This is a genomic window from Pseudomonas sp. B21-047 (assembly GCF_024748775.1).
GTDB classification, from domain to species: Bacteria; Pseudomonadota; Gammaproteobacteria; order Pseudomonadales; family Pseudomonadaceae; genus Aquipseudomonas; species Aquipseudomonas capeferrum.
In genome coordinates this window covers 3,568,187-3,592,211 of record NZ_CP087169.1, presented here as the reverse complement: position 1 = coordinate 3,592,211, position 24,025 = coordinate 3,568,187, and the positions used below count along the sequence as shown (strand labels likewise).

At 65.2% G+C, this 24,025-nt stretch carries 15 protein-coding genes; 6 read left to right on the top strand and 9 right to left on the bottom strand.

What is annotated here, in order from left to right; all coding sequences use genetic code 11:
- Positions 1–35: 35 nt before the first annotated feature.
- Complete coding sequence (locus tag LOY26_RS16180) at positions 36–665, top strand: glutathione S-transferase family protein (RefSeq protein WP_258713834.1); 630 nt, start codon at positions 36–38, stop codon at positions 663–665.
- A gap of 257 nt (positions 666–922) precedes the next feature.
- Here LOY26_RS16180 and LOY26_RS27080 read toward each other — a convergent pair whose 3' ends face one another.
- Positions 923–1,144: a hypothetical protein gene (locus tag LOY26_RS27080; protein ID WP_408980739.1), complete on the bottom strand. Its 222-nt coding sequence runs from the start codon at positions 1,142–1,144 to the stop codon at positions 923–925.
- A gap of 6 nt (positions 1,145–1,150) precedes the next feature.
- Positions 1,151–1,285, bottom strand: a complete 135-nt coding sequence (locus LOY26_RS27075) for a hypothetical protein (RefSeq protein ID WP_258714933.1) — start codon at positions 1,283–1,285, stop codon at positions 1,151–1,153.
- A gap of 232 nt (positions 1,286–1,517) precedes the next feature.
- Here LOY26_RS27075 and LOY26_RS16165 point away from each other — a divergent pair, with 232 nt between their 5' ends.
- Complete coding sequence (locus tag LOY26_RS16165) at positions 1,518–3,617, top strand: bifunctional diguanylate cyclase/phosphodiesterase (protein WP_033698706.1); 2,100 nt, start codon at positions 1,518–1,520, stop codon at positions 3,615–3,617.
- A 40-nt stretch (positions 3,618–3,657) separates the two neighbouring features.
- Here the strand turns inward: LOY26_RS16165 and LOY26_RS16160 are convergent, their stop codons facing one another.
- From LOY26_RS16160 to LOY26_RS16150, 3 genes are all read right to left on the bottom strand, one after another.
- A complete protein-coding gene (locus LOY26_RS16160) occupies positions 3,658–6,000 on the bottom strand; it encodes a TonB-dependent siderophore receptor (protein WP_408980776.1) in 2,343 nt (780 codons plus the stop codon).
- A gap of 171 nt (positions 6,001–6,171) precedes the next feature.
- Complete coding sequence (locus tag LOY26_RS16155) at positions 6,172–7,146, bottom strand: FecR domain-containing protein (RefSeq protein ID WP_186663108.1); 975 nt, start codon at positions 7,144–7,146, stop codon at positions 6,172–6,174.
- On the bottom strand, positions 7,143–7,664 hold the full coding sequence (locus LOY26_RS16150; protein WP_186660805.1) for a sigma-70 family RNA polymerase sigma factor: 522 nt from the start codon (positions 7,662–7,664) through the stop codon (positions 7,143–7,145). The genes LOY26_RS16155 and LOY26_RS16150 overlap by 4 nt, the downstream gene beginning before the upstream one ends.
- 187 nt (positions 7,665–7,851) lie before the next feature.
- Between LOY26_RS16150 and LOY26_RS16145 the strand changes: the two genes are divergently transcribed.
- Positions 7,852–8,100: a hypothetical protein gene (locus tag LOY26_RS16145; RefSeq protein ID WP_033698701.1), complete on the top strand. Its 249-nt coding sequence runs from the start codon at positions 7,852–7,854 to the stop codon at positions 8,098–8,100.
- Between the two features lie 196 nt (positions 8,101–8,296).
- On the opposite strand, the gene LOY26_RS16140 is transcribed toward LOY26_RS16145, so the two are convergent.
- The 3 genes from LOY26_RS16140 to LOY26_RS16130 all read right to left on the bottom strand — a co-directional run bounded on the left by LOY26_RS16140 (position 8,297) and on the right by LOY26_RS16130 (position 19,540).
- Complete coding sequence (locus tag LOY26_RS16140) at positions 8,297–9,028, bottom strand: Crp/Fnr family transcriptional regulator (RefSeq protein WP_186663107.1); 732 nt, start codon at positions 9,026–9,028, stop codon at positions 8,297–8,299.
- Between the two features lie 75 nt (positions 9,029–9,103).
- Positions 9,104–17,737 carry a GH36-type glycosyl hydrolase domain-containing protein gene (locus tag LOY26_RS16135; protein ID WP_258713833.1) on the bottom strand — a complete coding sequence of 2,878 codons (8,634 nt, stop codon included), beginning with the start codon at positions 17,735–17,737 and terminating at the stop codon, positions 9,104–9,106.
- A 90-nt stretch (positions 17,738–17,827) separates the two neighbouring features.
- Positions 17,828–19,540: an FAD-dependent oxidoreductase gene (locus tag LOY26_RS16130; protein WP_186663106.1), complete on the bottom strand. Its 1,713-nt coding sequence runs from the start codon at positions 19,538–19,540 to the stop codon at positions 17,828–17,830.
- 184 nt (positions 19,541–19,724) lie between these two features.
- Between LOY26_RS16130 and LOY26_RS16125 the strand changes: the two genes are divergently transcribed.
- The 3 genes from LOY26_RS16125 (at position 19,725) to LOY26_RS16115 (ending at position 22,579) form a co-directional block, all read left to right on the top strand.
- Positions 19,725–20,501, top strand: a complete 777-nt coding sequence (locus LOY26_RS16125) for an IclR family transcriptional regulator (protein WP_033698693.1) — start codon at positions 19,725–19,727, stop codon at positions 20,499–20,501.
- Positions 20,502–20,655: 154 nt separating this feature from the next.
- Positions 20,656–21,708 (top strand): Gfo/Idh/MocA family protein, encoded by a 1,053-nt coding sequence (locus LOY26_RS16120; RefSeq protein ID WP_258713832.1) that lies wholly within the window; start codon positions 20,656–20,658, stop codon positions 21,706–21,708.
- 55 nt (positions 21,709–21,763) lie between these two features.
- Complete coding sequence (locus LOY26_RS16115) at positions 21,764–22,579, top strand: sugar phosphate isomerase/epimerase (RefSeq protein ID WP_186663105.1); 816 nt, start codon at positions 21,764–21,766, stop codon at positions 22,577–22,579.
- A gap of 111 nt (positions 22,580–22,690) precedes the next feature.
- Here the strand turns inward: LOY26_RS16115 and LOY26_RS16110 are convergent, their stop codons facing one another.
- Entirely contained in the window at positions 22,691–24,016 is a 1,326-nt protein-coding gene (locus tag LOY26_RS16110; protein ID WP_033698689.1) for an MFS transporter, read from the bottom strand.
- Positions 24,017–24,025 lie beyond the last annotated feature (9 nt).

Here is a 24,025-nt window from a genome sequence, read left to right as displayed (position 1 = left end):
GCCAACGATCATTCAAAGTAAACTGAAGGTCTGCCATGTCCGAATACAAACTCCACTGCTTCGCAGAATCCGGTAATGCCTACAAAGTCGCCCTCATGCTCGAACTCACCGGCCAGGCCTGGCAGCCGGTCTTCGTCGACTTCTTCAACGGCCAGACCCGCGAGCAATCCTGGCGCGATGACGTGAACGAGCAAGGCGAGGTGCCGGTGTTGGAGCACGCTGGCAAGTCGCTCACCCAATCTGCGCTGATCCTCGAATACCTGGCCGAACAGACCGGCCAGTTTGGCCCGCGCGATGAGGACGAGAAACGCGAAATCTGGCGCTGGATGCTGTTCGACAACCACAAGTTCACCAGCTACTACGCGGCGCTGCGGTTCATCTACTGCCTGAAAAAGATGGGCGAAACGGAGGTGACCAAGTTCTTGCGTGATCGCGCCACGGCGGCCTATCGCATCGTCGATGCGCACTTGGCCAAAACCCCCTTCATGGTCGGCGGGCGGTTGACCATCGCCGACCTGTCGCTGGCGGGGTATGTGTTCATGCCTGAAAACACCGGTATCGCGCTGGCCGAATTCACCCATATCGAGGCTTGGAAAGCGCGTATCAAGGGCACACCCGGTTGGAAGCACCCGTACGACCTGATGCCGCGCACAGTGACCGTTTAGGCGCCATTCGGATGACTGGTCGGCGACAAGCCGGGCGGCATGACTACGCTCAGGACGTAAGAAACATTTTGCACTAACTGGCCAGCTGGCCCTGAAGGACCTCGTTCACTCGCTGCAGATGGAAGGCCGCACTGGTTGCAGGTCGCCCCACGGGGGCCGGAACTCACGGGGTGCCCTGTGCAACCCCGTGCTACTCCAAGCGGAGGCACATCATGCTCAAGAAATGCTTGTTGGCTTTGGCGATCGGCGCGGTTTTGTCAGCGTCGGCAGTGTTGGTGCCTGACTCCATGGGCGGTGCGTCCAGTGCGTATGCGAAGGATGGCGGCGGTGGAGGTGGCGGTCATGGTGGCGGTGGTGGTGGCCATGGCGGCGGAGGTGGAGGTGGAGGCCACGGCGGTGGCGGCGGCAGTGGCAGTGGCGGCGGTGGCGGTGGCCATGGCGGCAGTGGCAGCGGACACAGTGGCGACGGCGGCGGACATGCCAGCTCAGGCCGGGGTGACAGCGGACGTAACGGGGCCGATGATGGTGCCAACCATGAGGCCAACCACAATGTGGGTGAGGCCCACGGTGTAGGGCATGGCGCGGACGACGGTCCCGACCATGATGTCGGAGACGATCATGGAGGTGACCGTACTTAGCTTGTGAGTTGCCAGTATCCGCCCCACTTCCAAACCCAAGACAAGCACCTAGCCGCCTCCAAACCTTCAAACACCAAAGAACCGTGCAGCAAAATTTTGTGAGCCACTTCACAAAATCCAGGTTGGCGGCATAATGCCACTACCTCTGTACAAGACCCCGCCGCGCAACTGCCGGGGTTCCTTTTCGTACCCGTCGAAGGTTCAGGTTAATTTCATGTCGCTAGTCGCAAGCCCCGACATCATGTACCGGTTTCTGATCCAGAGCGTGGTGGACTATGCCATCTACCTGCTCACCCCCGAAGGCATCGTCGCCAACTGGAACCCCGGCGCCCAGCGGGCCAAGGGGTACCATGCCGACGAGATCGTCGGCCAGCACTATTCGGTGTTCTACAACGATGCCGAACGGGCTGCCGGGCTGCCCGAATACAACCTTGAGCAGGCGCGATGCACGGGGCGTTTCGAAGAGGTCGGCTCGCGCCTGCGCAAAGATGGCTCGGCGTTCCATGCGCATGTAGTGATTGACGCGGTGCACGACGATGACGGCCGCCTGGTGGGGTTCGCCAAGGTCACCCGTGACATCTCCGAACGCCACCACCAGGAGCTGGAGCTGCTCAAGGCCAAGGAACTGGCCGAGCAGTACAGCCAGGAAATGGCCAAGCTGTCGCAGTTTCTCGACTCGGTGATTGCCAACATCCCCGCCAGTGTCATCGTGCAGGACCTGGAGAGCCAACGCATCCTGTTGGCCAACCAGCAGGCCGAGCGCCTGTTCGGTGGGCCAGGCACGCGCATGATCGGGCAACGGCCCGCCGACAGCCTGGCGCCGGCCGCTGCCGAGTACCTGGAGCAGCAGCTCGCCCGGGGCGCGCGCAGCAGCAAAGGCTACGCCGCCGAGACCCGGGTCGACACCCTGCGTGGCCCACGCACCCTGCGCAGCCGTACGCTGCTCAGCCAGAACCGCGAGGGCCAGGCCGACTACGTGCTGTTCGTGGCCGAAGATGCCACCGAAGAGTTGGCCGCCCATGCGCAGATCCACCATATGGCGCACCACGACGCCCTCACCGGGTTGCCCAACCGCACGCTGTTCCATGAGCGCCTGCGCCAAGCCTTGGTGCGCGGTGACGAGAACGCCAAGCTGACCGCAGCCCTGTGCCTGGACCTGGACAACTTCAAGAACATCAACGATTCACTCGGCCATGCGTTCGGCGACAAGCTGCTGCGTGCCTTGGGCAAGCGCCTGCGGCGCGAACTGCGCGAGCACGACACCCTGGCCCGCCTGGGCGGTGACGAGTTTGCCGTGGTGCTCACCGGCCTGGATGGCCGCGATGCCGCGTGCAACACCGCCCAGCGCCTCATCAACGCGATCTGCCCGCCGTTTCAGATCGAGGGGCACCAGTTCACCGTGGGTGTGAGTATCGGTGTGGCCATCGCCCCGGACGACAACGACCAGGCAGAGCAACTGCTCGGCTATGCCGACATGGCCTTGTACGAGGCCAAGCGCAATGGCCGCAACCGCTACGAGTGCTTCAACGTCGAGCTGGACGTCGCCGCCCGCCAGCGCCGCCTGGTCGAAACCGACCTGCGCACGGCGTTGCACCTGGGCCAACTGGAGCTGCATTACCAGCCAGTGGTCGACCAGCAGACCAGCAGCGTGACGGGCTACGAGGCGCTGCTGCGCTGGGAGCACCCGACCCGCGGCATGGTCATGCCCATGGACTTCATCCCCATCGCCGAAGAGACCGGGCTGATCCATGAACTGGGCATCCGCGCGTTGAACCTGGCCTGCCAGGAGGCGGCCAGCTGGGACAGTGAGCAGACAGTGTCGGTCAACCTGTCACCGGTGCAGTTCAAGAATGCCAACCTGGTCCACACCGTGGCCTTGGCCCTGGCCGATTCGGGGTTGCCGGCGCGGCGCCTGGAGCTGGAGATCACCGAGTCGGTGTTGCTGGGCAACAGTGAAGAAAATGTGCGCACCCTGCGGGCACTGAAAGACCTGGGCGTGTCCATTTCGCTGGATGATTTCGGCACTGGTTATTCGTCGCTGGGGTACCTGCGCTCGTTCCCGTTCGACCGGATCAAGATCGACAAGTCGTTCGTGCACGACATGTGCGACAGCCGTGAGGCGATGTCGATCATTCGGGCCATTACCGATTTGTCCAACAGCTTGATGATCAAGACCACGGCCGAGGGCGTGGAGTCAGAAGAGCAGATGCGGCGGCTGGCAGCGGAGGGCTGCTCGCATTTTCAGGGGTATCTGTACGGGCGCCCGGCGCCGGCGAGCGAGCGCTTGAAAGAGGTGGTAGTGATTGCGGACTAGCTGAAGCCGGGGGCGCTTTTGCGCCCCGGCTTCATTGGGTTCAGAAGCTGTACTTGAAGCTGGTCATCACATTGCGCGGCGTACCATAAACCCCGTACAAGCCCGATTGGCTGTAGTACTCGCGATCGAACACGTTGTTCAGGTTCACCGATGCACTCAAGTGCTGGTTGATGTCGTAGCGCGCCATCAGGTTGGTGACCGCGTAGCTGCCCTGGCTGAAGGTATGCAGGTCGGCACCGACCTTGCTCTGCCAGTTCACCCCACCACCGATGGTGATCTTGTCCAGCGGCCCATGCAGCCGGTAGCTGGTGAAGGTCTTGAAGCTGTTGCGCGGCAGGTTGGTGTTGATGCGCTGGTCGTCGGCATCGGTGGTGACCGAGTAGGCGTAACCGGCCGACGCTTGCCAGCCCTCGGCCAGTTCCCCGTTAAGCTCAAGCTCGATGCCCTTGGAGGTGGTGTCCTGTTCGGCGCTGTAGACGTTGTCGTGTTGCCAGATGGCCAGGTTGTCCTGCTCCAGCTTGAACACCGCGAGGCTGGAGTTGAGCTTGCCATCCAGGTGAGTGCCCTTGATGCCGAGCTCGTAGCCTACGCCTTCCATGGGGTCGAGCGGTTTGTTGCTCTCGTCGGTGACCCACGACCCTTGCGGGTTGAAGATCTTGGTGTAGCTGGCGTACAGCGACCAGGTGTCGTCCAGGTCGTAGACCACGCCGGCATAGGGGATGAAGACGCCGTTTTCCTCGCGATTCACTTCGGTTTCGTCGCCGCCATAAGGCCGGTCCGAGGTGTCGCGTTTCCAGTTGATCAGGCGGCTGCCGAGGATCAGGCTGAGGTCGTCGGTGACGCTGAAACGCGAGGTCAGGTACGCCGCATACTGGTCTTCGTCGATCGACGACTTGCCACTTTCGACGAAGGCCGGCTTGGCCGACTTGCCGTCCCAGTTGAACAGGTTGTCGATGGCCCCAGCGGGCGAGCCTGCGTAGTCATAGCGCCAGCCGCCCCAGCTCGGGGTGTTTTCCCGGTACTGGGACAGGGTCATGCCGGTGATCAGTTCATGCTCGCGGCCGAACAGGCTGAACGGCCCGGTAGCGTACAGGTCGAGGTTGTCCTGGCGCGGCGTGCCCGAGAAGCGCACCGGCAACTGCGACAGGCCGCTGCCATCCGGGTTCAGCTCACCCATGGCAAAGTTGAACAGCTCGTCGAACTTGTTCTCGGCATGGGTGAGCTCGATCTTGCCGCTCCAGCCGTTGCCCAGTTGCTGTTCGATGGAGGTGAAGAAGCTGGTTTGCTCGTGGTCGTTGTAGGACCAGTCCGGCGCTGCGTTGAGCGAACGTTTGAGGTTGGTGCGCTCACCGGTCGAGAAGCGTGTGGGCAGGCCGGAGCGCAGGGGCGAGTCGATGTCGCTGCGCAGGTAGCTGAAGCCCACCGTCAGCAAGGTGTCTTCGCTGAGGTCGAATTCGGTAATGCCATACATCAGCTGCGACTGCTGGTTGTAGCGGTCGATCCAGGCTTTTTCGGTTTTGTAGTCGGCGACGAAGCGCCCGCGAATGTTGCCGGTTTCGGTCAGCGGCCCGGACACGTCGAAACCTGTGCCGTAGCGGTCCCAGTTACCGGCCTCGCCGGTGATGCTGGCCTGGGCCTCGGCAGTCGGGCGTTTACGGATGAGGTTGATCGTCGCCGAAGGGTTGCCCATGCCGCTGATCAGGCCGGTGGCGCCACGCACGATTTCGACACGGTCGAACATCGCCATGCTTTGCGAGTAGTTGTCCAGGCGGGTGCTGGTCGGAACACCGTCGACCTCGTAGTTCTGAATGGCAAAGCCGCGCGACCAGTACGAGTCGCTTTCCGAGCCAAGGCCATCGCGCACCACGGTGATGCCTGGGGTGGCTTCCAGTGTGTCGGTGAGGTTGGTCAGGCGTTGGTCGTCCAGGCGCTGGCGGGTCATCACCGTCAGCGATTGCGGCGTCTCGCGTGGGGTGAGGTTGAGGCGCGTCGAGCTGCTCGACGAGTAGGTGGTGTAGAGCCCGGTGCCTTCTGTGGTCGAGCCTGGCGCCTTGCCAGAAATGGACACCGCGCTCAGCTCCAGGGCGCCTGTGCTGGCACTGGCTTGCAGCGAATAGCTGCCGTTGACGCCGCGGCTGGCCTCAAGCCCTGTGCCGGCGAGCAGTATCGCCAGGCCCTGGTCGATGTCGAAGCGGCCAGCAAGCCCGGAAGTGCTGCGGCCCTCGGTCAATGCGGTGGGGTAGGACAGCAGAATGTGCGCACTCTGGCCGAAGCGGGCCAATGCCGGCGCCAGGGGGCCTGCGGGGATGTCGAAGTCTGCCTGCGCCTGTGCGGCGGCCGTGGCCCAGGCGGGCATCAGCAGCAGCGGGGCGCTTGCGCCCATGCAAGCGATGCCCTGGACCACGGCGCCGGCGAGTTTCTGCGAGACTGAGCGTTGCCAGCCCTGGCGTTTGCGTGCGGTGCGATTCACAAGTGTTCCCCCATTGATTTGAAGTGCTGAGGGTTAAGTCTCGTGAGGCGCGAAATCGGACCACCCCTGCGCAACTTTTTTGCGTCAGGCCATGCGCGGCTTCAATGTCACCCAGTAGCGGGTGAAATGCTGCACCTCCAACTGCAAGGTTTCCGCCACGGCAGCAATGATCTTGTCGGTGTTTTCCAGCGGGAACGTGCCGGATACACGCAGGCCGGCCAAGGCCGGGTCGCAGGCCAGGTGTCCGCGGCGATAGCGGGCCAGGTCTTCGATAAACGCAGCCAGGGGCTGGCCTTGAGCAACCAGCATGCCCTGGCTCCAGGCGGGGGCGACAGCGGCCACGGCCTGCCGTGCCAGCAAGCCCTGCTGGTTGAAACTGGCCTGTTCTCCGGCGCCCAGCAGGATGGGCGGGTGGGCATGCAGGGCTGGTTGCAGCGCCACGCTGCCCTGATACACGGTGGCCTGGGTATGTTGGCCGTGCAGCCGCACATTGAACTGCGCCAGCGTCGACTCAAGGCGGCCGTGCTCGGTGTCTACCCACAGCGGGCGGCTATCGGCGAGGGCGGGGCGGGTGATCAGCATCTCGCCGCGCAGCAGCCTCAGGCGGCGTGCCTGCTGGTCGAATGCCACATTGAGGGCGCTGTCGGTGTTCAGCTGTACCTGGGTGCCATCGGCCAGGGTCAGGCGCCGCTGCTCGCCGATGCGGCTGTGGTAATCAGCGCGCCAGTCTTGTACCAGCGCGGCGTCCTTCAAGTACCAGGCCCCTGCGCCTGCGGCCATCAGCAGCGACAATTGCTTGAGCGCAGTGCGCCGCGACTGCTGCGGCCGCAGCGCCGCATGGGCCAAGGGGCGCTGGCCCGGGCTGCGCATTTCGCGCAGGCGTTGGGCAAACACTTGGGTCCGTTGCCAGGCATGTTCATGTAGCGGGTGCGCCTGGCGCCAGCTCATGCAGGCGGCCAGGGTGGCGGCACTGACGGCCGGCTCTTGCAGTTCGAGGTGCCAGTGCATGGCCTGCTCGGCGACCTCGCCTGGGATCGACGTTGCGCCCTGGCCGTTCATGGCAGGTCCAGGCTGTGGTCGAGCATGATGCACAGTGCACCTGCCTTGATGATGTAGCGCTTGACCGTGGTGACCGACACGGCCAGCCGTTGCGCGATTTCGGCGTGCCCCAGGCCATCCACCTGCGACAACAGGAACGCCTCACGCACCGGGCGCTCCAGGCCATCGAGGGCCGCGTCGAGGGCGATCAGGGTTTCCAGCAGGATCGCCTGGGTCTCCAGGCTTGGCACCACCGGCTCAGGCAGCGTCGCCAGCGCCTCAAGGTAGGCGCGTTCGAGCTTTTGCCGCCGGTAGTGGTTGCACAACACGCTCTGCGCCACCTTGGCCAGAAAGGTACGCGGCGCATGCAGTTGCGGCACCTGCTCCTTGTTCAACAGCCGGATGAAGGTGTCTTGGGCCAGGTCCGCTGCGCTTTGTGAGCAATTCAGGCGCTGCCTGAGCCAGCGCGTCAACCAGCTGTGCTGCTGGCGGTAGAGCAGCGCGACATCGCACAAAAGGGGATCAGGGGAAGGGAGCATGGTGTGCGGCCGCCAGGTGAGTCATTACTGCAAACGATAATGCTTATCATATATACATGCCTGGCGGCCCTGCAACACGCGCGCGCGACAAATGCCGCGACGGCAACTGGTCCGATATAAAACTGCGCCGAGCCTGGAAGGCGCACACTCGTCTTAGCTCAGGACTTCTGAGCATTGAGAGGTGCGTATGACCACTGGCAAGCGCTTCACAGATGTCGATGCCACGGGTGTCGAACCTGGGCAAGACGAAGACTGGCCAACCGGGAAAGATGAAGACGATAGCGAGGACGTCAAGCGTTCTCGACCCGAAGATCGCGATGACTACCTCGACGAGTCGCCCAGGGAAAGCGAAAAAGGTTCAGGTCGTCCCGACCCCTCCAGAGCCTCGGCGGCTGAGCGCTACAGCTATCAGCCACAGCAGAAGATAAGGCCATAGGCTAATGCTGCTCACTTAGGGCTGCTTCGCAGCCCATCGCGGCACAAGGCCGCTCCTACAACGACCGCGCAAGCCAACATGTACAGGCCTCACGCGGACACTGGAGCGGCCTTGTGCCGCGAAAGGGCCGCAGAGCGGCGTTGGCGAACTTGAGTGGACAGCATTGGGCCATAGGCCTGTTATCCGTGACCCTTAGCTAAACGGTGGGGCGTGCTTGTGGCAGATAGGGGAGCAGGCGCTCGGTCTCCTTCCTGACCACGGCGTAGCATTCGCAACTGAGCTGTTCCAGGTGCGCCCTGTCGAGCACCCTGATGTGCCCTCGATTGTATTCGATCACCCCCAGCCGCTGGAGTTTGCCAGCGGCATCGGTCACCCCCTCGCGACGTACGCCCAGCATGTTGGCGATCAGCTCCTGGGTCATGCACAGCCGGTCACCCGGCAGCCGATCCAGCGATAGCAGCAGCCAGCGGCACAGTTGCTGGTCGATGGAGTGATGCCGGTTGCACACCGCCGTCTGCGCCATCTGGGTAATCAGCGCCTGGGTGTAGCGCAGCATCAGCATCATCAGCTCGCCATGACGGTTGAACTCGTCCTTCAGGCGCTGCCCGGGCAGGCGGTAGGCATGCCCAGCACTTTGCACGATCGCCCGGCTGGGGGTGCTCTCGCCGCCCATGAACACGGCGATGCCGACCAGCCCTTCATTGCCCACCACCGAGATTTCCGCTGAGGCGCCGTTCTCCATCACATACAGCAGCGAGACGATTGCATCGGTTGGGAAGTAGACATGGCGCAGGGTGTCGCCGGACTCATAGAGCGCCTTGCCGAGCGGCAGGTTGCTGCGTTCCAGGTGCGGTTGCAGGCGGTCGAACGTTTCTGCCGAAAGCGCGGCCAGCAAGTGATTGTGCAAGGGGCTGGACGTAGGGGGCATTGCTTGGCACCGTCGAGGGCTGCAGCTGAAGCAACAAGGTTAGCCCAGCGCGCAGGTGCTGCCGTGCGGCAGGCCTCAATGGGTGGGCAAGGCTGACGGCTGGTACTCGGCGATCACCTGGTGCAACACGCCATCATCCTTGAGTGGCAGCACCGCTTGGGCCAGTTGCTGGCCGTCGAGGGTCAGGGTCAGTTCGGTGTCAGCGCCGTTGCGCACTTCTATGCGGTACAGGGTGCTGCCAAAACGGTAGTGCAGGGTATAACCGGGCCAGTCCGCTGGCAGCAGTGGCTCGATCCGCAGGGTGTCACCGCAGCGTTGCAGGCCCAGCAGGCTTTCCACGATCAGCCGGTACATCCAGCCCGCCGAGCCTGTGTACCAGCTCCAGCCACCGCGCCCTGCATGGGGGGCGACGGCATAGACATCGGCGGCCATCACATAGGGTTCGACCTTGTAGGTTTCTATCAGCCCGCTAGCACCCTGGCGCACCGGGTTGATCAAGCGCAGCAGTTCCCAGGCCTTGGCGGCATCGCCCAGGCGGGCATAGGCCATGCTCGCCCAGATGGCCGCGTGGGTGTACTGGCCGCCATTTTCGCGCACGCCGGGCAGGTAGCCCTTGATGTAGCCGGGGTCCAGGTCGCCGTGGTCGAAGGGTGGGTCGAGCAGTGTGACGATACCGATGTCGCGGCGCACCAGGTGCTTGTCCAGCGCCGCCATGGCGGCCTGCGCGCGTGCCGGCGGGGCAACCCCGGAAAGCACCGCCCAGCTCTGCGCCACGGAGTCGATGCGGCATTCCTGGTTGCTTGCCGAGCCGAGTAGCTGGCCGTTGTCGAACCAGGCGCGGCGGTACCAGTCACCGTCCCAGGCATGCTGCTCCAGGTGCTCGGCCAGGGTGGCCGCCTGCCGGCTGCACTGCAGAGCGAAGGTGCTGTCGCCGTGGCGCAGGGCAACGCTGGCGAATGCCCGCAACACCTCGTGGCCGAAGAACCCCAGCCACACGCTTTCGCCAAGGCCTTGTTCACCGACGCGGTTCATGCCGTCATTCCAGTCCCCGCTGCCCATCAACGGCAGGCCGTGGGCGCCATACTGCAGGGCATGCCCGAGGGCGCGCTGGCAATGCTGGTACAGGCTCTCGACCAGGTTCGCCTGGGTGGGCAAGTCGTAATAGGACTCTTCACCCGCGTTCAGCGCACGCCCCTCCAGGTAGCCGACCGGCTCGTCGAGCACCGAGCGGTCACCGGTCAGCGCCACGTAGCGGCTGGTTGCCAGTGGCAGCCACAACAGGTCATCCGAGCAGCGGGTGCGTACACCCCGTTGCAGGGGTGGGTGCCACCAGTGCTGCACATCGCCTTCGGCATACTGGTGACCGGCGCAGTCGAGCAGGTGCTGGCGCGCCAGGGCCGGGGCGGCGTGGAGCATGGCCATGCTGTCTTGCAACTGATCGCGAAAGCCAATGGCGCCGCCCGACTGGTAGTAACCGCTGCGCGCCCAGAAGCGGCAGGCAATCACCTGGTACAGCAACCAGCCGTTGGCCAGCACGTCCAGCGACGGCTCCGGGGTTTCGATCTGCACGCTGCCCAAGGTCTCGCGCCAGTAGGCCCGCACCTTCTCCAGCGCATCCATGGCCGCGCGCAGCCCGCGGTATTGCTGTACACAGCGGCTGGCGGCTTCGGCGTTGGGCCCGGCACCCAGGCGAAACACCACCTCTCGGCGTTCGCCAGGCTGTAGCAGCACGTTGACCTGCACCGCCGCGCACGGGTCCAGCCTCGCGCCCGTGCGCCCCGACAACCGTGCCTGGTGCATGCCGGCCGGCGCCTGGCAATCGCCATTGCGCCCAAGGAACTCGCTGCGGTCGCAGGTAATACCGTAAAAGGGCAGGTCGCAATCGACAAACCCCACATGCCTGGAAAACCCCTCGGCATAGCTATTGCGGGCAAACAAGGCGCCGCTGACCGGGTCGATCTCGCTGACTACATGCAGGGCCGACTTGCTGCGCAGATCGCCCAGCACCCACTCGACGTAGCAGGTCAGTGACAACCGCCGCGCCTGCGCCGAGCGGTTGTGCAGCTTGAGCCGGCTGAACTTGATTGGTGCATCCAGCGCGACATGTACCCATAACTCACTGTCCAGGCCGTCGTCGGTGTATTCGAAGACGCTGTAGCCAAAGCCATGGCGGGTGCGATAGCGGCCAGGGCCGGGGCACGGCATCGGCGTGGGTGACCAGTACTGGCCGCTGTCCTCGTCACGCAGGTAGAGGGTTTCGCCGCTGGGGTCGCAGACCGGGTCGTTGTGCCAGGGTGTCAGCCGATACTCGTGCGCGTTCTCGTACCAGGTATAGGCACTGCCGGCCTCCGACAGCACGCTGCCAAACTGCGGGTTGGCGAGGATATTGGCCCAGGGCGCCGGGGGTGGCTGAGCCTGGTCGTGGTGGATGACGTATTCCTGGCCGTCGCTGCTGTACCCCCCGTAGCGGTTGGCAAGCATCAGCGCGGGTGCGGGGGCCGGCGCGGGGCCATCGGCTTTCGCCTGCGGGGCTGCCGGAGCTGGCTCGAACGCGGCGGGTGCGGGCGGTGTGCGGCGGTGGTGCAGTTGTTCGGCGAGGGTGCCAAGGCTGTCGCTGAGCACCAGCCGCGCTACCGAAAGGGTCAGGGTGCGGTCCTCTGCCGACAGCTGCTGTGCGGGGCGCACAAAGATGCCCCCGGGGCGGTCGAGCAGCGCCGCCTCGCTGCCGGAGGTGACGATGCCCATGATCAGATCCTGCAATTGCTGGCGGTAACCGGCCTGGTCTTCGTTCCAGATCACCAGGTCCAGCGCCAGGCCCTTCTGTCGCCAATAGGCATGGGCAAGCACCATCTGCTTGACCAGGTTGATGTTGGCCGGGTCGCTGATCTGCACCAGCACGATTGGCAGGTCCCCCGACAGCCCTTGGCCCCACAGGCCTGACTGGCTGCGCCGGTCGTCGGCCAGCGGGACGCCGCGGGGCCGTAGCGCCGCGTTGGGGTAGATCACCGAAGCGGCCATCTGCTCGAACAGCCTGGCATCGTTGAGCGAGCCGTTGAGCTGGCGCAACTGCACCTGGCTGTGTGGCCAGGCGAGGTCGAACACCCGGTCGGCCAGGTGCCGGTCGCGGTACTTGGCGATCTGCTGCAGGCAGGCGTCGCGGCTGTCGGACACCCCTGTGACCAGGTCGACCGTGGCGTTCTGGCCGGGTGCCAGGCTGATACGGCAGCGGATCGCCACGATCGGGTCAAGCACCGCCCCGGCGCTGTCGGACAAGGCCTCTGTCTGCGCGTCCAGAGCCGTCGGGGCGACCAGCGTGCGGCCGCGCCCTATGAAGCGGGCGCGGTCGGTTTCGTAGGACACGGCATCGATGTCGGCGCCATGCACCGCGAGCACATGGCACATCCACGGCACGGCGTCCTGCTGCGAGCGCGGCCGCCTGGAACAGATGATGGCCTGCAGCGGGCGGACCAGTTCGGTCTGCACGAACAGCTTGCTGAACGCCGGGTGCAACGCATCGGCAAGGGCGGGTGCCAGCACCACTTCGGCGTAGCTGGTCAGCTCCAGGGTGCGCTGTTGGTCACCATGGTTGGTCAGGTGCAGGCGCCGCAGTTCGATGTCGTCCTCGGGGGAAACGGCTATTTCGGTGTGGCAGTCGAAGTCGCCTTCACGGATGCGGAACTCGGCGCGGCCATCACTGAAGATCGCCTCCTGGTTCTTGCCGCGATGCCGCGTCGGTTGGTAGGTGGTAGACCAGAACGCTGCGCTGGCGACGTCACGCAGGTAACAGAAGCTGCCCAGGGCGTCGCAGCTGGCGTCCTCGCGCCACCGTGTCAGCGCCATCGCGTCGCGCTTGCTGTAGCCACTGCCGACATGGTTGACCATGACGTGGTAGCGGCCGTTGGACAGTAACTGCACGGCGGGGTGGCGCCGATTCGGCTCGCTGAACACCCGCAAGCGTGTTTCGCCGGATTGGCCCGCAGCGTCCACAGCCGGGGCCTGCAGGGTGTGCAGGTAGGGCGCGGCCGTTTTCGGTACGCGCTCCTGTAACAGCAGCATGCTCGCCTGAAATTGCGGGTCTGAGGCGAAGCGCCGTTGCATGGGTTTGTCCAGCAGCAGGGCGGTCAGGGCCAGCAAGCTCATGCCCTGGTGGTGGGCCATGAACGAGCGGATCACCACGGCCTGCTGGCCGGGGGGCAGCCGTGACTCGCTGTAGTCAATGGCCTCGTACAACCCGAAGCGGCCGGCCAGCCCCAGGGTGCACAGGCGTTGCAGGTTTCGGCAGGCGGCGCCTGGCGCCACCAGCAGGGCAAGTGCACTGGCGTAGGGGGCGACCACCCGTTCTTCACCCAGGCCGCGCTTGAGGCCCAGGCCCGGTACGCCAAACGCCCGGTATTGGTAGTTCAGGTGAGCGTCCAAGGCGTTGTAGGCCGACTCTGAAACGCCCCAGGGGATGCCCAGCACATTGCCGTGGTCGATCTGCCGCTCGACGGCGGCCTGGCAGGTCTGGTCGAGCAGGGTGCCTTCGTAGCTCGGCATCACCAGCAGCGGCATCAGGTATTCGAACATCGAACCCGACCAGGACAACAGCACCGGCACCCCGGCATTGCTGGTCAGCAGCCGGCCCAGGGCGAACCAGCTGGCCTGGGGCACCTGGCCCTGGGCGATGACCACGAAGTTGGTCAGGCGCATCTCCGATGCCAGCAGGTCATAGAAGGCTGAATCGAGGCGATGTTCATCGGCGTTGTAACCGATGGCGAACAGGTCACGCTGGTTGTCGTACAGGAAGGTGAAGTCCATGTCGGCCATGGCGGCGATGCGCAGCGCCAGCCTTTGCGACTGTGCGATGCGCTGGCGGGCCAGCGTGCGTATGTCGGCCACGGCCGGACGTTCGGCGGCAGGCCACTGCTCTGGCAGCAGTTCGGCCAGCTGGCGCCAGCTCAACGGTGCCTGAAGCGTGGAGTCGTTGCCAGGTGGCAACTGGAAGGCGTGCACCTCGCCGCCCAGGTCCAGGCATTGCTGGTGCATCGCCTGCAACCAGAACAGGCAGTCGTCGGCCTCGCCCGCGCGTGGCGCGTACTGCTGGATTAGCCCCTGTAGCTGCTCGGCGAGCTGTTCCAGCAGCGAGGCGGGCAGCGGGCCTGGCTGTTCATGGGCTTGCCAGAGCTGTTTGCCCAAGGCCTGGAGCGGCTCGTCGGCACGGCCCGCGGTGGTGAACGCTTCGCGCAGGATGTCCAGGGTGTCCAGCAGGCCCTGGCTCAGGCGGCGGTCCAGCACAGGAGTATCGGCCATCGCCAGCAGCCCTGGCCTTAGCGTCAGCAGCAGGGCGGCCAGGTTGCCGCTGTCCACTGCAGAGATGTAGAGCGGGTACAATGGCGTTCGGGTCTGAGTGTCGTACCAGTTGTAGAAGTGCCCCTTGTAGCGCTCCAACTGGCCCATGCTGTCGATCATCTGGGTCAGGCGCTGGAACAGTCGGTCGGCAGTCAAGTAACCGAAATCATGAGCCGCCAGGTGCGAGAGCAGGGCCATGCCGATGTTGGTCGGCGACGTGCGGTGGGCGATGCTTGGGAAAGGCGGCTCCTGCAGGTTGTCAGGTGGCAGCCAGTTATCATCAGGCCCGACATGCCGGTCGAAAAAAGCCCAGTTGCGCCGGGCCAGCCGATGCAGAAACCGCAGCTCCTGTGCCTGCGGCGCGAACGCGCTGCGCCCCCGCGTGCGGCTGAGCCACCAGGCCAGGGCCGGGCCAAGCAGCCACAGGGCAAGGATGGGGGCGGCCAGCAACAGCACACTCGGACGCATCGCCAATGCCCCCACCAGCAACAGCACCAGCCCGGGTTGTACCCATTGTTCGCGATAGAACGCTTGCAGGGTATCGGCACTGGTGCGTTCGTCATCCCGCGAGGGGTTCCATTGCAGCAGCCGGCGTTTGCTCACGGCCAGGCGCCACAGCGTGCGGCAAATGGCGTCCAGGCTGTAGAGGGTCTCGAACGGCAACCAGGCCAGCGACAACCCAGCCCGCACGAAATAGATGCTTGAGGTGTGCAGGGCCGCCAGCAGGTGTTCGGCCAGCGGCACATCGATGGTCTTGCGTAGCAGTTCGAGCAGCGAATCGAGCACAGGGCGGGTCAGTAGCAGGCCCAGCAGCGCGAGCGTCCACAGCAGCGGCGAGGCGCTGGCCAGCCAGCCCCACAGCAGCGCGCTCAGCAGGGCGGCCGGCTCCAGGCTGCGGCGCAGGTTGTCGACAATCTTCCATCGCGACAGCGCGCTCAGCCCGCTTTGCGCCTGGCCTTGCAGCCCGGTGCGCGGCCACGGCAGCAGCCAGGGCAGCAGTTGCCAATCACCCCGTATCCAGCGGTGGCGGCGCTTCACATCGGCGCTGTAGCGTGCCGGGTAGGCCTCGAACAACTGCACGTCACTGAGCAGGCCGGCATGGGCGTAGCAGCCCTCGATCAAGTCGTGGCTCAGTACACGGTTGTCGGCAAAGCGCCCCTCCAGTGCGCGTTCGAAGGCATCCACTGCGTAGATGCCTTTGCCAATGAACGAGCCACTGAGGAACAGGTCCTGGTACACATCCGACACGGCCAGGGTGTAGGGGTCGACCCCGGCATCGCTGCCGAACAGCCGTGCGTAGGTTGAGCGCGACACGCTGGGCAGGCTGATGCCCACCCGCGGTTGCAGGATCGCGTAGCCTGACTGCAGGCGACCGCTCGTGGCATCGAAACGTGCGCGGTTCAGCGGGTGCTGCATGGCGCCGACGAACTTTTGCGCCACATCGCGCGGCAACTGGGTGTCGGTGTCCAGGGTGATGACATAGCGCACCCGGTCCAGCGCGCGCAGGTCGCCGACGATGCGCATGAAACGCTCGGCGCCGCGCCCACGCAGCAGGGCATTGAGCTCAGCCAGCTTGCCGCGCTTGCGCTCACGGCCCATCCAGCAGCGCTCAGTGGCGTTCCACTCTCTGGGGCGATGCAGCAGGAAGAAGCGCTCAGCCCCGCTCGGGTACTTCGCGTTCAACGCGCGAATACCGTCGCTGGCAAGGTCGAGCAGGGCCATGTCGTCGGGCCGGGTCTGCTCGGGGGCATCCATGAAGTCAGTCAACAGGGCGAAATGCAGGTGCTCGTCACGGTTGGCCAGAAAGCGCACCTCAAGGCCTTCGACCAGTTCCTCGACGTCGCCGGCAGCGCCCAGCATGCTGGGCACCACGACCAGGGTACGGGCCTCGACGGGAATCCCTTCGGTGTAGTCCAGCCGGGGCAGGAACGCAGGCTTCACGGTCAGCGTCACCAGCCAGTTGACCAGGCCGAGGGCGAGCCGGCTGGTGGTCAGCAGCACCGGCAACGCCATGGCCGCTGCCACCCAGATGGGCCAGCCTTCGGCGGCAATGCCAGCCACGAAGCCCCAGGCCAGCAGGCACGACAGCAGCGCCGCCGGCACCAGGTAGAAGGCCAGCGGCGCCCGGTGCAACAGGCGCTGCCAACGCTCGGCAAGTGCCACCCGCGCAGCAAGCTGCCGTTCGAGCAGCAGCAAGCCATCGCCAGCCAGGTAATAACCGACATGCGCTGCCTGCTCGCGTGGTTGTGCGTGTGCGGCCTGCGCCAGCTCGATTGCCGTGCGCGCCACCTGTTCTTCACTGAAGGCGCTATGCCGTGCCAGCTGTTCGACGATGTGCCGATAGTGATCGCGGCTGGCGAAGTCCATGGCGGCATACACAGCCGCCGGGTCTTCGCCGAGGATGTGTTCGACGTGGCTCAGGTGTTCGACGAATAGCCGCCAGTCAATGGTCGACAGCAGGCGCAGGCTGCCGATGCTGTTGCTGATCGACACCTGGTCGATGGCCTGCTGCTGCGCATCGAGCTGCACATGGCGCTCGATACTCAAGGACGACTCGCTGAGCAACTGCTCGATCCAGGCCAGCGGCTGGGTGAGCGTGCTGCTGTGGCCCTGTAGTCGCCTGGCCAGTTCGGCGACGAAGGCGGTGGTCATGGGTGGGTCCGAGCGGGCCATGTCGGCCACCACCAGCACCACGCTCTTGGCATCGCGTTCGGCGGTTTCGCCAAGCTTGTCGGCCCAGTCATTGGCCAGGTCGCGGTCTGCCAGGCTGGCCATGACCCGGGCGGCGACGCGGCGCAGGTTTTCGATCAGCGCCAGCCTGAGCATGATCGGGATCGCCCACAGCTCGCCGAGGGTCAGCGTGGCGGTGTGCTGATACGCCTCGACGAAATGGCTCAGGCTCTCGGCATCGACCCGGCCATCGCCGTGGCAGATGGTTTCCAGGGCAATGTCATAGACCCGCGGCAAGCCGCTCGAAGCACCGGTGTCCAGGCGTGGCAGCTGCAGGCTGTAGTCGGCCGGCAGGTGGCGTTTGGCAATGCGGATATGGCTTTCGACCAGGTAGAAGTTGTCGAGCAGCCACTGCGCTGCAGGCAAGGTCGGGCGCGCGTCGGGCAGCGCGCTGGCGAGGGCCGAACAGCTGGCGTAGAGCATGCGTTCGTTGTCGGCCAGGCGTTCGAGCAGCGAGTCGTCGGCCGGCAGTTTGCTCAAACGGTGCTGGCTGGCCAGCCAGCTGCCATGGTCGGCCAGTTGCTGGGCGCTGTAGAGCTCCGAGCGCAGCAGGCTTTCGTAGGTGAACGTGTGGCGCGGCGCACGCCAGCGCCGGGCACGGTTGGCCAGGCGTTGCACGTAGGTGAGTGCGTGAAGCCAAGGGTTGTCCATGGTGAGTCGGGTGCCGTGAGCTGGCCGGTCAGGTGGGCAGTGTGCGCCGGCCAGGCAGTGCCGGTCTGTTCGGTAGCGTACAGACCCGCCTCATTGCGGTGCGTGAGCCCCGGCAATATGCCGCCCGGCCACGTAGCCGAAGGTCAGCGCCGGGCCCAGATTGATACCGCCGGAGGGGTACCAGCCGCCAAACACGCTGGCCATGTCGGTACCCGCCGCATACAGCCCGCCGATCGGTTGGCCCTGGTCATCCAGCACGCGGGCGTGGCCGTCGGTGCGCAGGCCGGCGAAGGTGCCAAAGCAACCTGGCTGCACCTTCACCGCGTAGAACGGCCCTTGTTCGATCGGTGCGACGCAGGGGTTAGGCCCGCTGTAAGCCGGGTCACCCTGCTTGCGGTTGAACGGCGTGGAGCCGCGGCCAAATGCCGGGTCCTGGCCCAGGCGCGCATAGCGGTTGTACTCAGCGACGGTGGCACTCAACCCGGCTGGGTCGATGCCACAGGCGCTGGCCAATTGTTCGAGGCTGGCGCCGCGCTTGAGGTAGCCGCTGCGTAGGTGCGGCCATACCGGCAGCGGCGCGGGGCGAGCGTGGCCGAGGCCGTAGCGACGCAAGAAGCGGTGGTCGCAGACCAGCCACGAGCAGGCTTGCTCGCCCTGCGGCACCGCCTCGAGCATGGCCGATACATAGTCGTAGTAACCGTGCGCCTCGTTGACGAAGCGTTTGCCACTGGCCAGTACCCCGATAACCCCCGGCTTGCCGCGCTCGATGATGTGCGGGAAGTGGCCGACACTGCCGTCGCGGTGCGGCACCTTGGAGACCGGTGCCCAGGCCACCGCTGATTTCAGGTCGGTGGCGACGACGCCGCCAGCCGACTCGCCAAGGCGCAGGCCATCGCCCGAGCAGGACGGCGGGGGCAGGGCGAGGTTGTCATGGCCGGTGGCGTCACCGGCAAACAGCTGCTGGCGCCGCGCACTGTCGTGGGGGAAGCCACCGGCGGCGAGTACCACGGCTTTCGCCCGCACCGTCATAGCGCCCTGCGGTGTGCCTATCACAGCCCCGCGCACCTGGCCGTCCTCGATCAGCAGGCGCTTGGCTGGGGCAGACTCCAGCAGGCGCACGCCAAGGTCTTCGGCCGACTTGGCCAGGCGCGCCACCAGCGCCACGCCGTTGACCAAGTGCATGGCCCGGCCATAACGGGCGAGGTGGTACAGGTGGCGGCCAAAGCGCTTGCAAACCTGCACAAAGGCCCGTGGCGAGCGGGTCATGTTGAGGAAGGCGGCCAGGTCGGCACCGGCCATGATCGGCATGCCCATGAACGAGGTTTCACGCAGGGTCTTGCGCAGGCGCGGCAACAGCGCGCCCACCTCACGGGCATCATAGGGGGCGGCGATGACCTGGTGGCCGCCGGTGGCGGCGCCGGGGGTGTCGCCGTGCATGTCGGGGATAGCGTTGCCGTCGACGAACTGCAGGGCGGTGTGTTGCTCGAAAAAGGCGACCATGTGCGGGCAGGCCTGGAGGAAGGCATCCACCCGTTCAGCGTCATAATGCACGCCTAGTTCGTTGCGCAGGTAGGTGCGTGGCTGCTCGATGTCTTCTTCGATACCGGCGCGGCGCGCCAGCGGGTTGCGTGGCACCCAGGCCCAACCGCCGGACCAGGCGGTGGCGCCGCCGAACACTGGCGCCTTCTCTACCAGCAGCACGCGTTGCCCATGCCAGGCAGCCGTTACCGCCGCAGCCAGGCCGGCTGCGCCGGAGCCAATGACCAGTACGTCGTATTCGGCTTGCAAGGTGTCGGTGGGCATTGCAGGGTCTCCGGGGGTATTATTGGAATGTGATTCCATATTCTTCGCGTGTGACGATTTAAGATGCAAGCCGCGCCGCGTGGTAATGGTCGATTACCGGACACTTCAGCGTAGCGCTGCTGCACGGTAGCCTTGGTTGTGGAATCATCTTCCAGAATTCGCCACATTTTCAGGGACCTTAGTCATGGCTGGTAGTCAGATCGAACGCGCCTTCAGTCTTGTAGAAAGCCTTACCGGCGAGCCAGAGGGCCTTGCCCTGCAGACCCTGGCCGAGCGCCTGGAGATTCCCAAAAGCGCCACCCACCGCATGCTGGCCGAGCTGATTCGCCTGGGCTACGTGCGGCAGAACCGCGATAACAGCCGCTACCAGTTGTCTGCCAAGCTGGTGGCGCTGGGCTTTCGCTACCTCTCCAGCAGTGGTGCCGACATCATCCAGCCGATTCTCGACCGCCTGGCCCAGGACAGCGGCGAGCTGGTGCGCCTCGGTGTGATCGACGGTAGCCGCCAGACTTGGATCGCCAAGTCCCAGGGCGCGCGCTCGGGTTTGCGCTACGACCCCGACATGGGCCGCGATGCGCCCTTGTTCTACACCGCCTCCGGGCATGCCTGGCTGGCCAGCCTGAGCGATGCCGATGCCGTGCAGATGGTGTTGCGCCAGGGCATTGCCGACCCCGCGCAGTTCGGCCCGAATGCACCGCGCTCCACGGACGAGCTGCTGGGCTACCTGCAACGGGCACGCGAGCGGGGCTATGCCTGGGTCGAGCAAACCTCGGCAGTGGGCACGTCGGCGTTGGCCGCCGTGGTGCGGCGCCCCCGTACCGACGAAGTGATTGGCGTGCTGAGCATTGCAGGCCCCAGCGCACGGCTGGCGCCTACGCGTTTGCCTGAACTGGCGGCGCAGCTGTTGGCCGCAGCCGACGAGCTGTCCGCCGCCAGCCAGGCCAGCGAACTGTTTGCCTGACATGCGCACGCCTGTGCGTTTGTGGTCGATAACCGCACAGTCTGTGCGTGCGGTGCTTCTGTAAAGCGGAACGGGGTTCTAAATTGTCGATTGTGGATTCTGGAACAGTGTTCCGTAATCCGTGAACCGACAACAATGACAAGAGGACAATCCGTTGAACGCACCGCTTCGTATCGCCCTGATTGGCGCCGGCATCATGGGCCGCCAGCATTACCAGCACCTGCGCCAGGTCCCACAAGCCCAGTTGTGCGCGGTGGCAGACCCTGGCCCGCAGGCCGAGGCCTTCGCGGCCGAATGCGCGGTACCTTGTTTTGCTGACCACCGCCGCATGCTGGAGGTAGTCCAGCCCGAGGCGGTGATCGTCGCCAACCCCAATAACCTGCATGTGGCCACCGCGCTCGATTGCATCGAGGCCGGTGTGCCGGTGCTGTTGGAAAAACCGGTGGGCGTGCACCTGGATGAAGTCCGTGCGCTGGTGGAGGCGTCTCGACGCTGTGGCGTGCCCGTGCTGGTCGGCCACCACCGACGGCATAACCCTTTGATCGCCAGTGCCCGTGGGATGATCGCCGACGGCGCCCTGGGCAGGCTGGTCAACGTCACCGCGCTGTGGCAGTTGCAGAAGCCCGACAGCTACTTCGACACCCCCTGGCGCCGTGAGCCAGGCGCTGGTTTCTTGTTGACCAACCTGATCCACGACCTGGATCTGCTGCGTTATCTGTGCGGCGAGGTAGTGCAGGTACAGGCGTTCACCCGCAACGATGTACGCGGTTATGCCAATGAAGACAGCGCGGCGGTACTGCTGCAGTTCGCCAACGGCGCGCTGGGCAGCCTGACGGGCTCCGACGCGGTGGCTGCACCCTGGAGCTGGGAGCTGACGTCTGGCGAGAGCCCGATCTACCCGCGCCAGGATGGCCAGCCCTGCTTCCTGCTGGCGGGTACCCAGGGTGCGCTGAGTATTCCGCAGCTCAAGCGCTGGCAGTACGCCGAAGCCGGCTCGGGTTGGCATACACCGTTGCTGCAAAGCGAGGCTGGCACCCCGGCGGGCGAGGCATTGACCTTGCAACTGCAGCACTTCGTGCGCGTTGCCCGCGGTGAAGAAGCACCGCTGACCGACGCCGCAGACGGCGCCCGTACCTTGGCCCTGATCGAGGCGATCCGCCAGGCCGCCGAAAGCGGCCGAGCGTGTGCCCCCGCGATCATTGCCTGACACGCGAGCAAAGCGCGACCTTCGATCACACCTTTTTTGCTTTCAGGTAACGAACATGACTGACCGTATTTTTTCCCTTGCCGCGCTGACGGTGCTCGAGCTTTCGCCGCCCGCCATGGTGGAAGCTGCCGCCCGAGCCGGCTACAGCCACGTGGGCCTGCGCCTGGTCGCGGCCACCCCGGAGGAACAGCACTTCCCGCTGGTTGCCGATGCCGAGTTGCGTCGCCAGACCCAGGCGCGACTGCGCGACACCGGTATCAAGGTGCTCGACCTGGAAATCCTGCGCCTCAAGCCTGAAACCTGTGTGGCTGATTTCGAGGCCATTCTGGCGGTGGGTGCCGAGTTGGGGGGTACCGAACTGCTGGTTGCCGGCAACGACCCGGACGAGGCCCGCCTTACTGAGCGCTTTGCCGAGCTGTGCGACCTGGCGGCGGGTTACGGTATCCATCCGCACCTGGAGTTCATGCCCTGGACCGACGTTCGCGACTTGCGCCAGGCCATGCGTGTGGTAGCCAACGCTGGCCGGGAAAATGGCTGTGTGCTGGTGGACGCGTTCCATTTCAACCGCTCTGTCTCCTCGCTCGACGACCTGGCGCGCCTGGCACCACAGCGCATGCGTTACGCCCAGTTGTGCGACGTGGCCGGCCCGGTGCCGGAGGATATGGGCGAGATATTGCGCCAGGCGCGCAATGAACGGCGCTTCCCCGGTGATGGCGATGCTGACCTGGTCGGGTTGTTGCGCGGCTTGCCGGCAAGCGTGCCGCTGAGCCTGGAGATTCCGACGCGGCAGTTGCTGGAGCAAGGTGTCAGCGGCGAGCAGCGGGCGCGGCTGGCGCTGGAGAAGGCCAAGGCGGTGCTGGCGCGGGTGTGAGATAGGGTAGGGGCGGCCAAGTGCCTGGCTTGGGTTTTGAGGTGGGGTGGATATCGAGCGCCGCCCGCGCGGCGCTCGATCTATGCACCAACACACATCCAATGCCAGGCACTAAGCCCCCTCAACCCCACGCGGCGCCATGAAGTACATCCACACCAGCGCCAGGAAGTACATCACCGGGATCATGGTAAACAGCACCGCATAATTGTTGTGGGTGACCGTCAGCACGCTGCCGACGATCTGCGTCATGAACATCCCACCAATGGCCGCACACATGCTGCCAAAGCCGAACACCGTGCTCACCAGGTGCTTGGGTGTGTAGTCCATGACCAGGCTCCAGATATTCGCGGTCCAGGCCTGGTGCGCGCCGACCGCCACGGCAATGGCGAGCACTGCGACCCACAGGCCACTGGCGTGGGCAGCAAAGACCACACTGACAATGGTGCAGGCAAAGATCAGCATCGAGATCAGCCGTGCGCGGATCGCACGCACGCCGCGGCCGATCAGCCACGACGAAAGTATCCCGCCGCCAATGCTGCCGAAATCCGCAGTCAACCAGATCAGGATCAACGGGATACCCATCTGCGTCACGCTGATGCCCAGCGCGTACTGCTGGTTCAGAAACGGTGGCAGCCAGTAGAGGTAGAACCAGAACACCGGCGCGGTGATCGAGTAAGCCACGGCGAAGGCCCAGGTGCCGCGCTGGCGCAAGATGCGGCGAAACGGCATCGGCTTCGCTTCCGGCTCGTCATCCTGCTGGATATAGTCCAGCTCGCTTTGGCGCACGTGCGGGTGCGCTTCCGGGTTGAAGTACTTCAACCCCCACAACACCACCCACACCAGGCCAAGGCTGCCCATGGCAATGAACGCGGCCTGCCAGCCCCAGGCGGCCAGGATCAGCGGCAGCAGCGCCGGGGTGACCATGGCACCGACGTTGGTGCCGGCGTTGAACAGGCCGGTGGCGATGGCGCGTTCGCCGGCAGGGAACCACAACCGTGTGGTCTTCACGCAGGCTGGGTAGTTGGCCGCCTCGGTCAGGCCGAGGATGAAGCGGCAGACCATGAAGCCGGCCGCCGAGGTGGCCAGGCCGTGGGCGCCGGTGGCCAGGCTCCACAGCAGCACCGCAACGAAGAAGGCGTGCTTGACCCCAACCCTGTCGATCAACCGGCCCTGCAGCAGAAAGCCGATCGCGTAGCCGACCTGGAACCAGAAGTTGATGTTGGCGTAGTCCATCGCCGTCCAGCCCATGTCCTTGGCCAGGACCGGTTGCATGATGCCGAGGGCGGCGCGGTCGATGTAGTTGAGGGTGGTGGCGAAGAACACCAGGGCCAGCATGCCCCAGCGGGTCTTGCCGACGGCGAAGGCGCCACGCACCTTGTCGCCGATGGAGCCATGGGCGAGGCGGGGGGTGGCAGTGTTGAACTTGGAAGGGGTCATGTGAGGTCG

Coding starts and splice junctions, on each gene's coding strand:
- LOY26_RS16180 (WP_258713834.1), top strand. CDS start 36: ATGTCCGAATACAAACTCCACTGCTTCGCAGAATCCGGTAATGCCTAC.
- LOY26_RS27080 (WP_408980739.1), bottom strand. CDS start 1,144: ATGTCCGCCGCCGTCGCCACTGTGTCCGCTGCCACTGCCGCCATGGCC.
- LOY26_RS27075 (WP_258714933.1), bottom strand. CDS start 1,285: ATGATCGTCTCCGACATCATGGTCGGGACCGTCGTCCGCGCCATGCCC.
- LOY26_RS16165 (WP_033698706.1), top strand. CDS start 1,518: ATGTCGCTAGTCGCAAGCCCCGACATCATGTACCGGTTTCTGATCCAG.
- LOY26_RS16160 (WP_408980776.1), bottom strand. CDS start 6,000: ATGGGCGCAAGCGCCCCGCTGCTGCTGATGCCCGCCTGGGCCACGGCC.
- LOY26_RS16155 (WP_186663108.1), bottom strand. CDS start 7,146: ATGAACGGCCAGGGCGCAACGTCGATCCCAGGCGAGGTCGCCGAGCAG.
- LOY26_RS16150 (WP_186660805.1), bottom strand. CDS start 7,664: ATGCTCCCTTCCCCTGATCCCCTTTTGTGCGATGTCGCGCTGCTCTAC.
- LOY26_RS16145 (WP_033698701.1), top strand. CDS start 7,852: ATGACCACTGGCAAGCGCTTCACAGATGTCGATGCCACGGGTGTCGAA.
- LOY26_RS16140 (WP_186663107.1), bottom strand. CDS start 9,028: ATGCCCCCTACGTCCAGCCCCTTGCACAATCACTTGCTGGCCGCGCTT.
- LOY26_RS16135 (WP_258713833.1), bottom strand. CDS start 17,737: ATGGACAACCCTTGGCTTCACGCACTCACCTACGTGCAACGCCTGGCC.
- LOY26_RS16130 (WP_186663106.1), bottom strand. CDS start 19,540: ATGCCCACCGACACCTTGCAAGCCGAATACGACGTACTGGTCATTGGC.
- LOY26_RS16125 (WP_033698693.1), top strand. CDS start 19,725: ATGGCTGGTAGTCAGATCGAACGCGCCTTCAGTCTTGTAGAAAGCCTT.
- LOY26_RS16115 (WP_186663105.1), top strand. CDS start 21,764: ATGACTGACCGTATTTTTTCCCTTGCCGCGCTGACGGTGCTCGAGCTT.
- LOY26_RS16110 (WP_033698689.1), bottom strand. CDS start 24,016: ATGACCCCTTCCAAGTTCAACACTGCCACCCCCCGCCTCGCCCATGGC.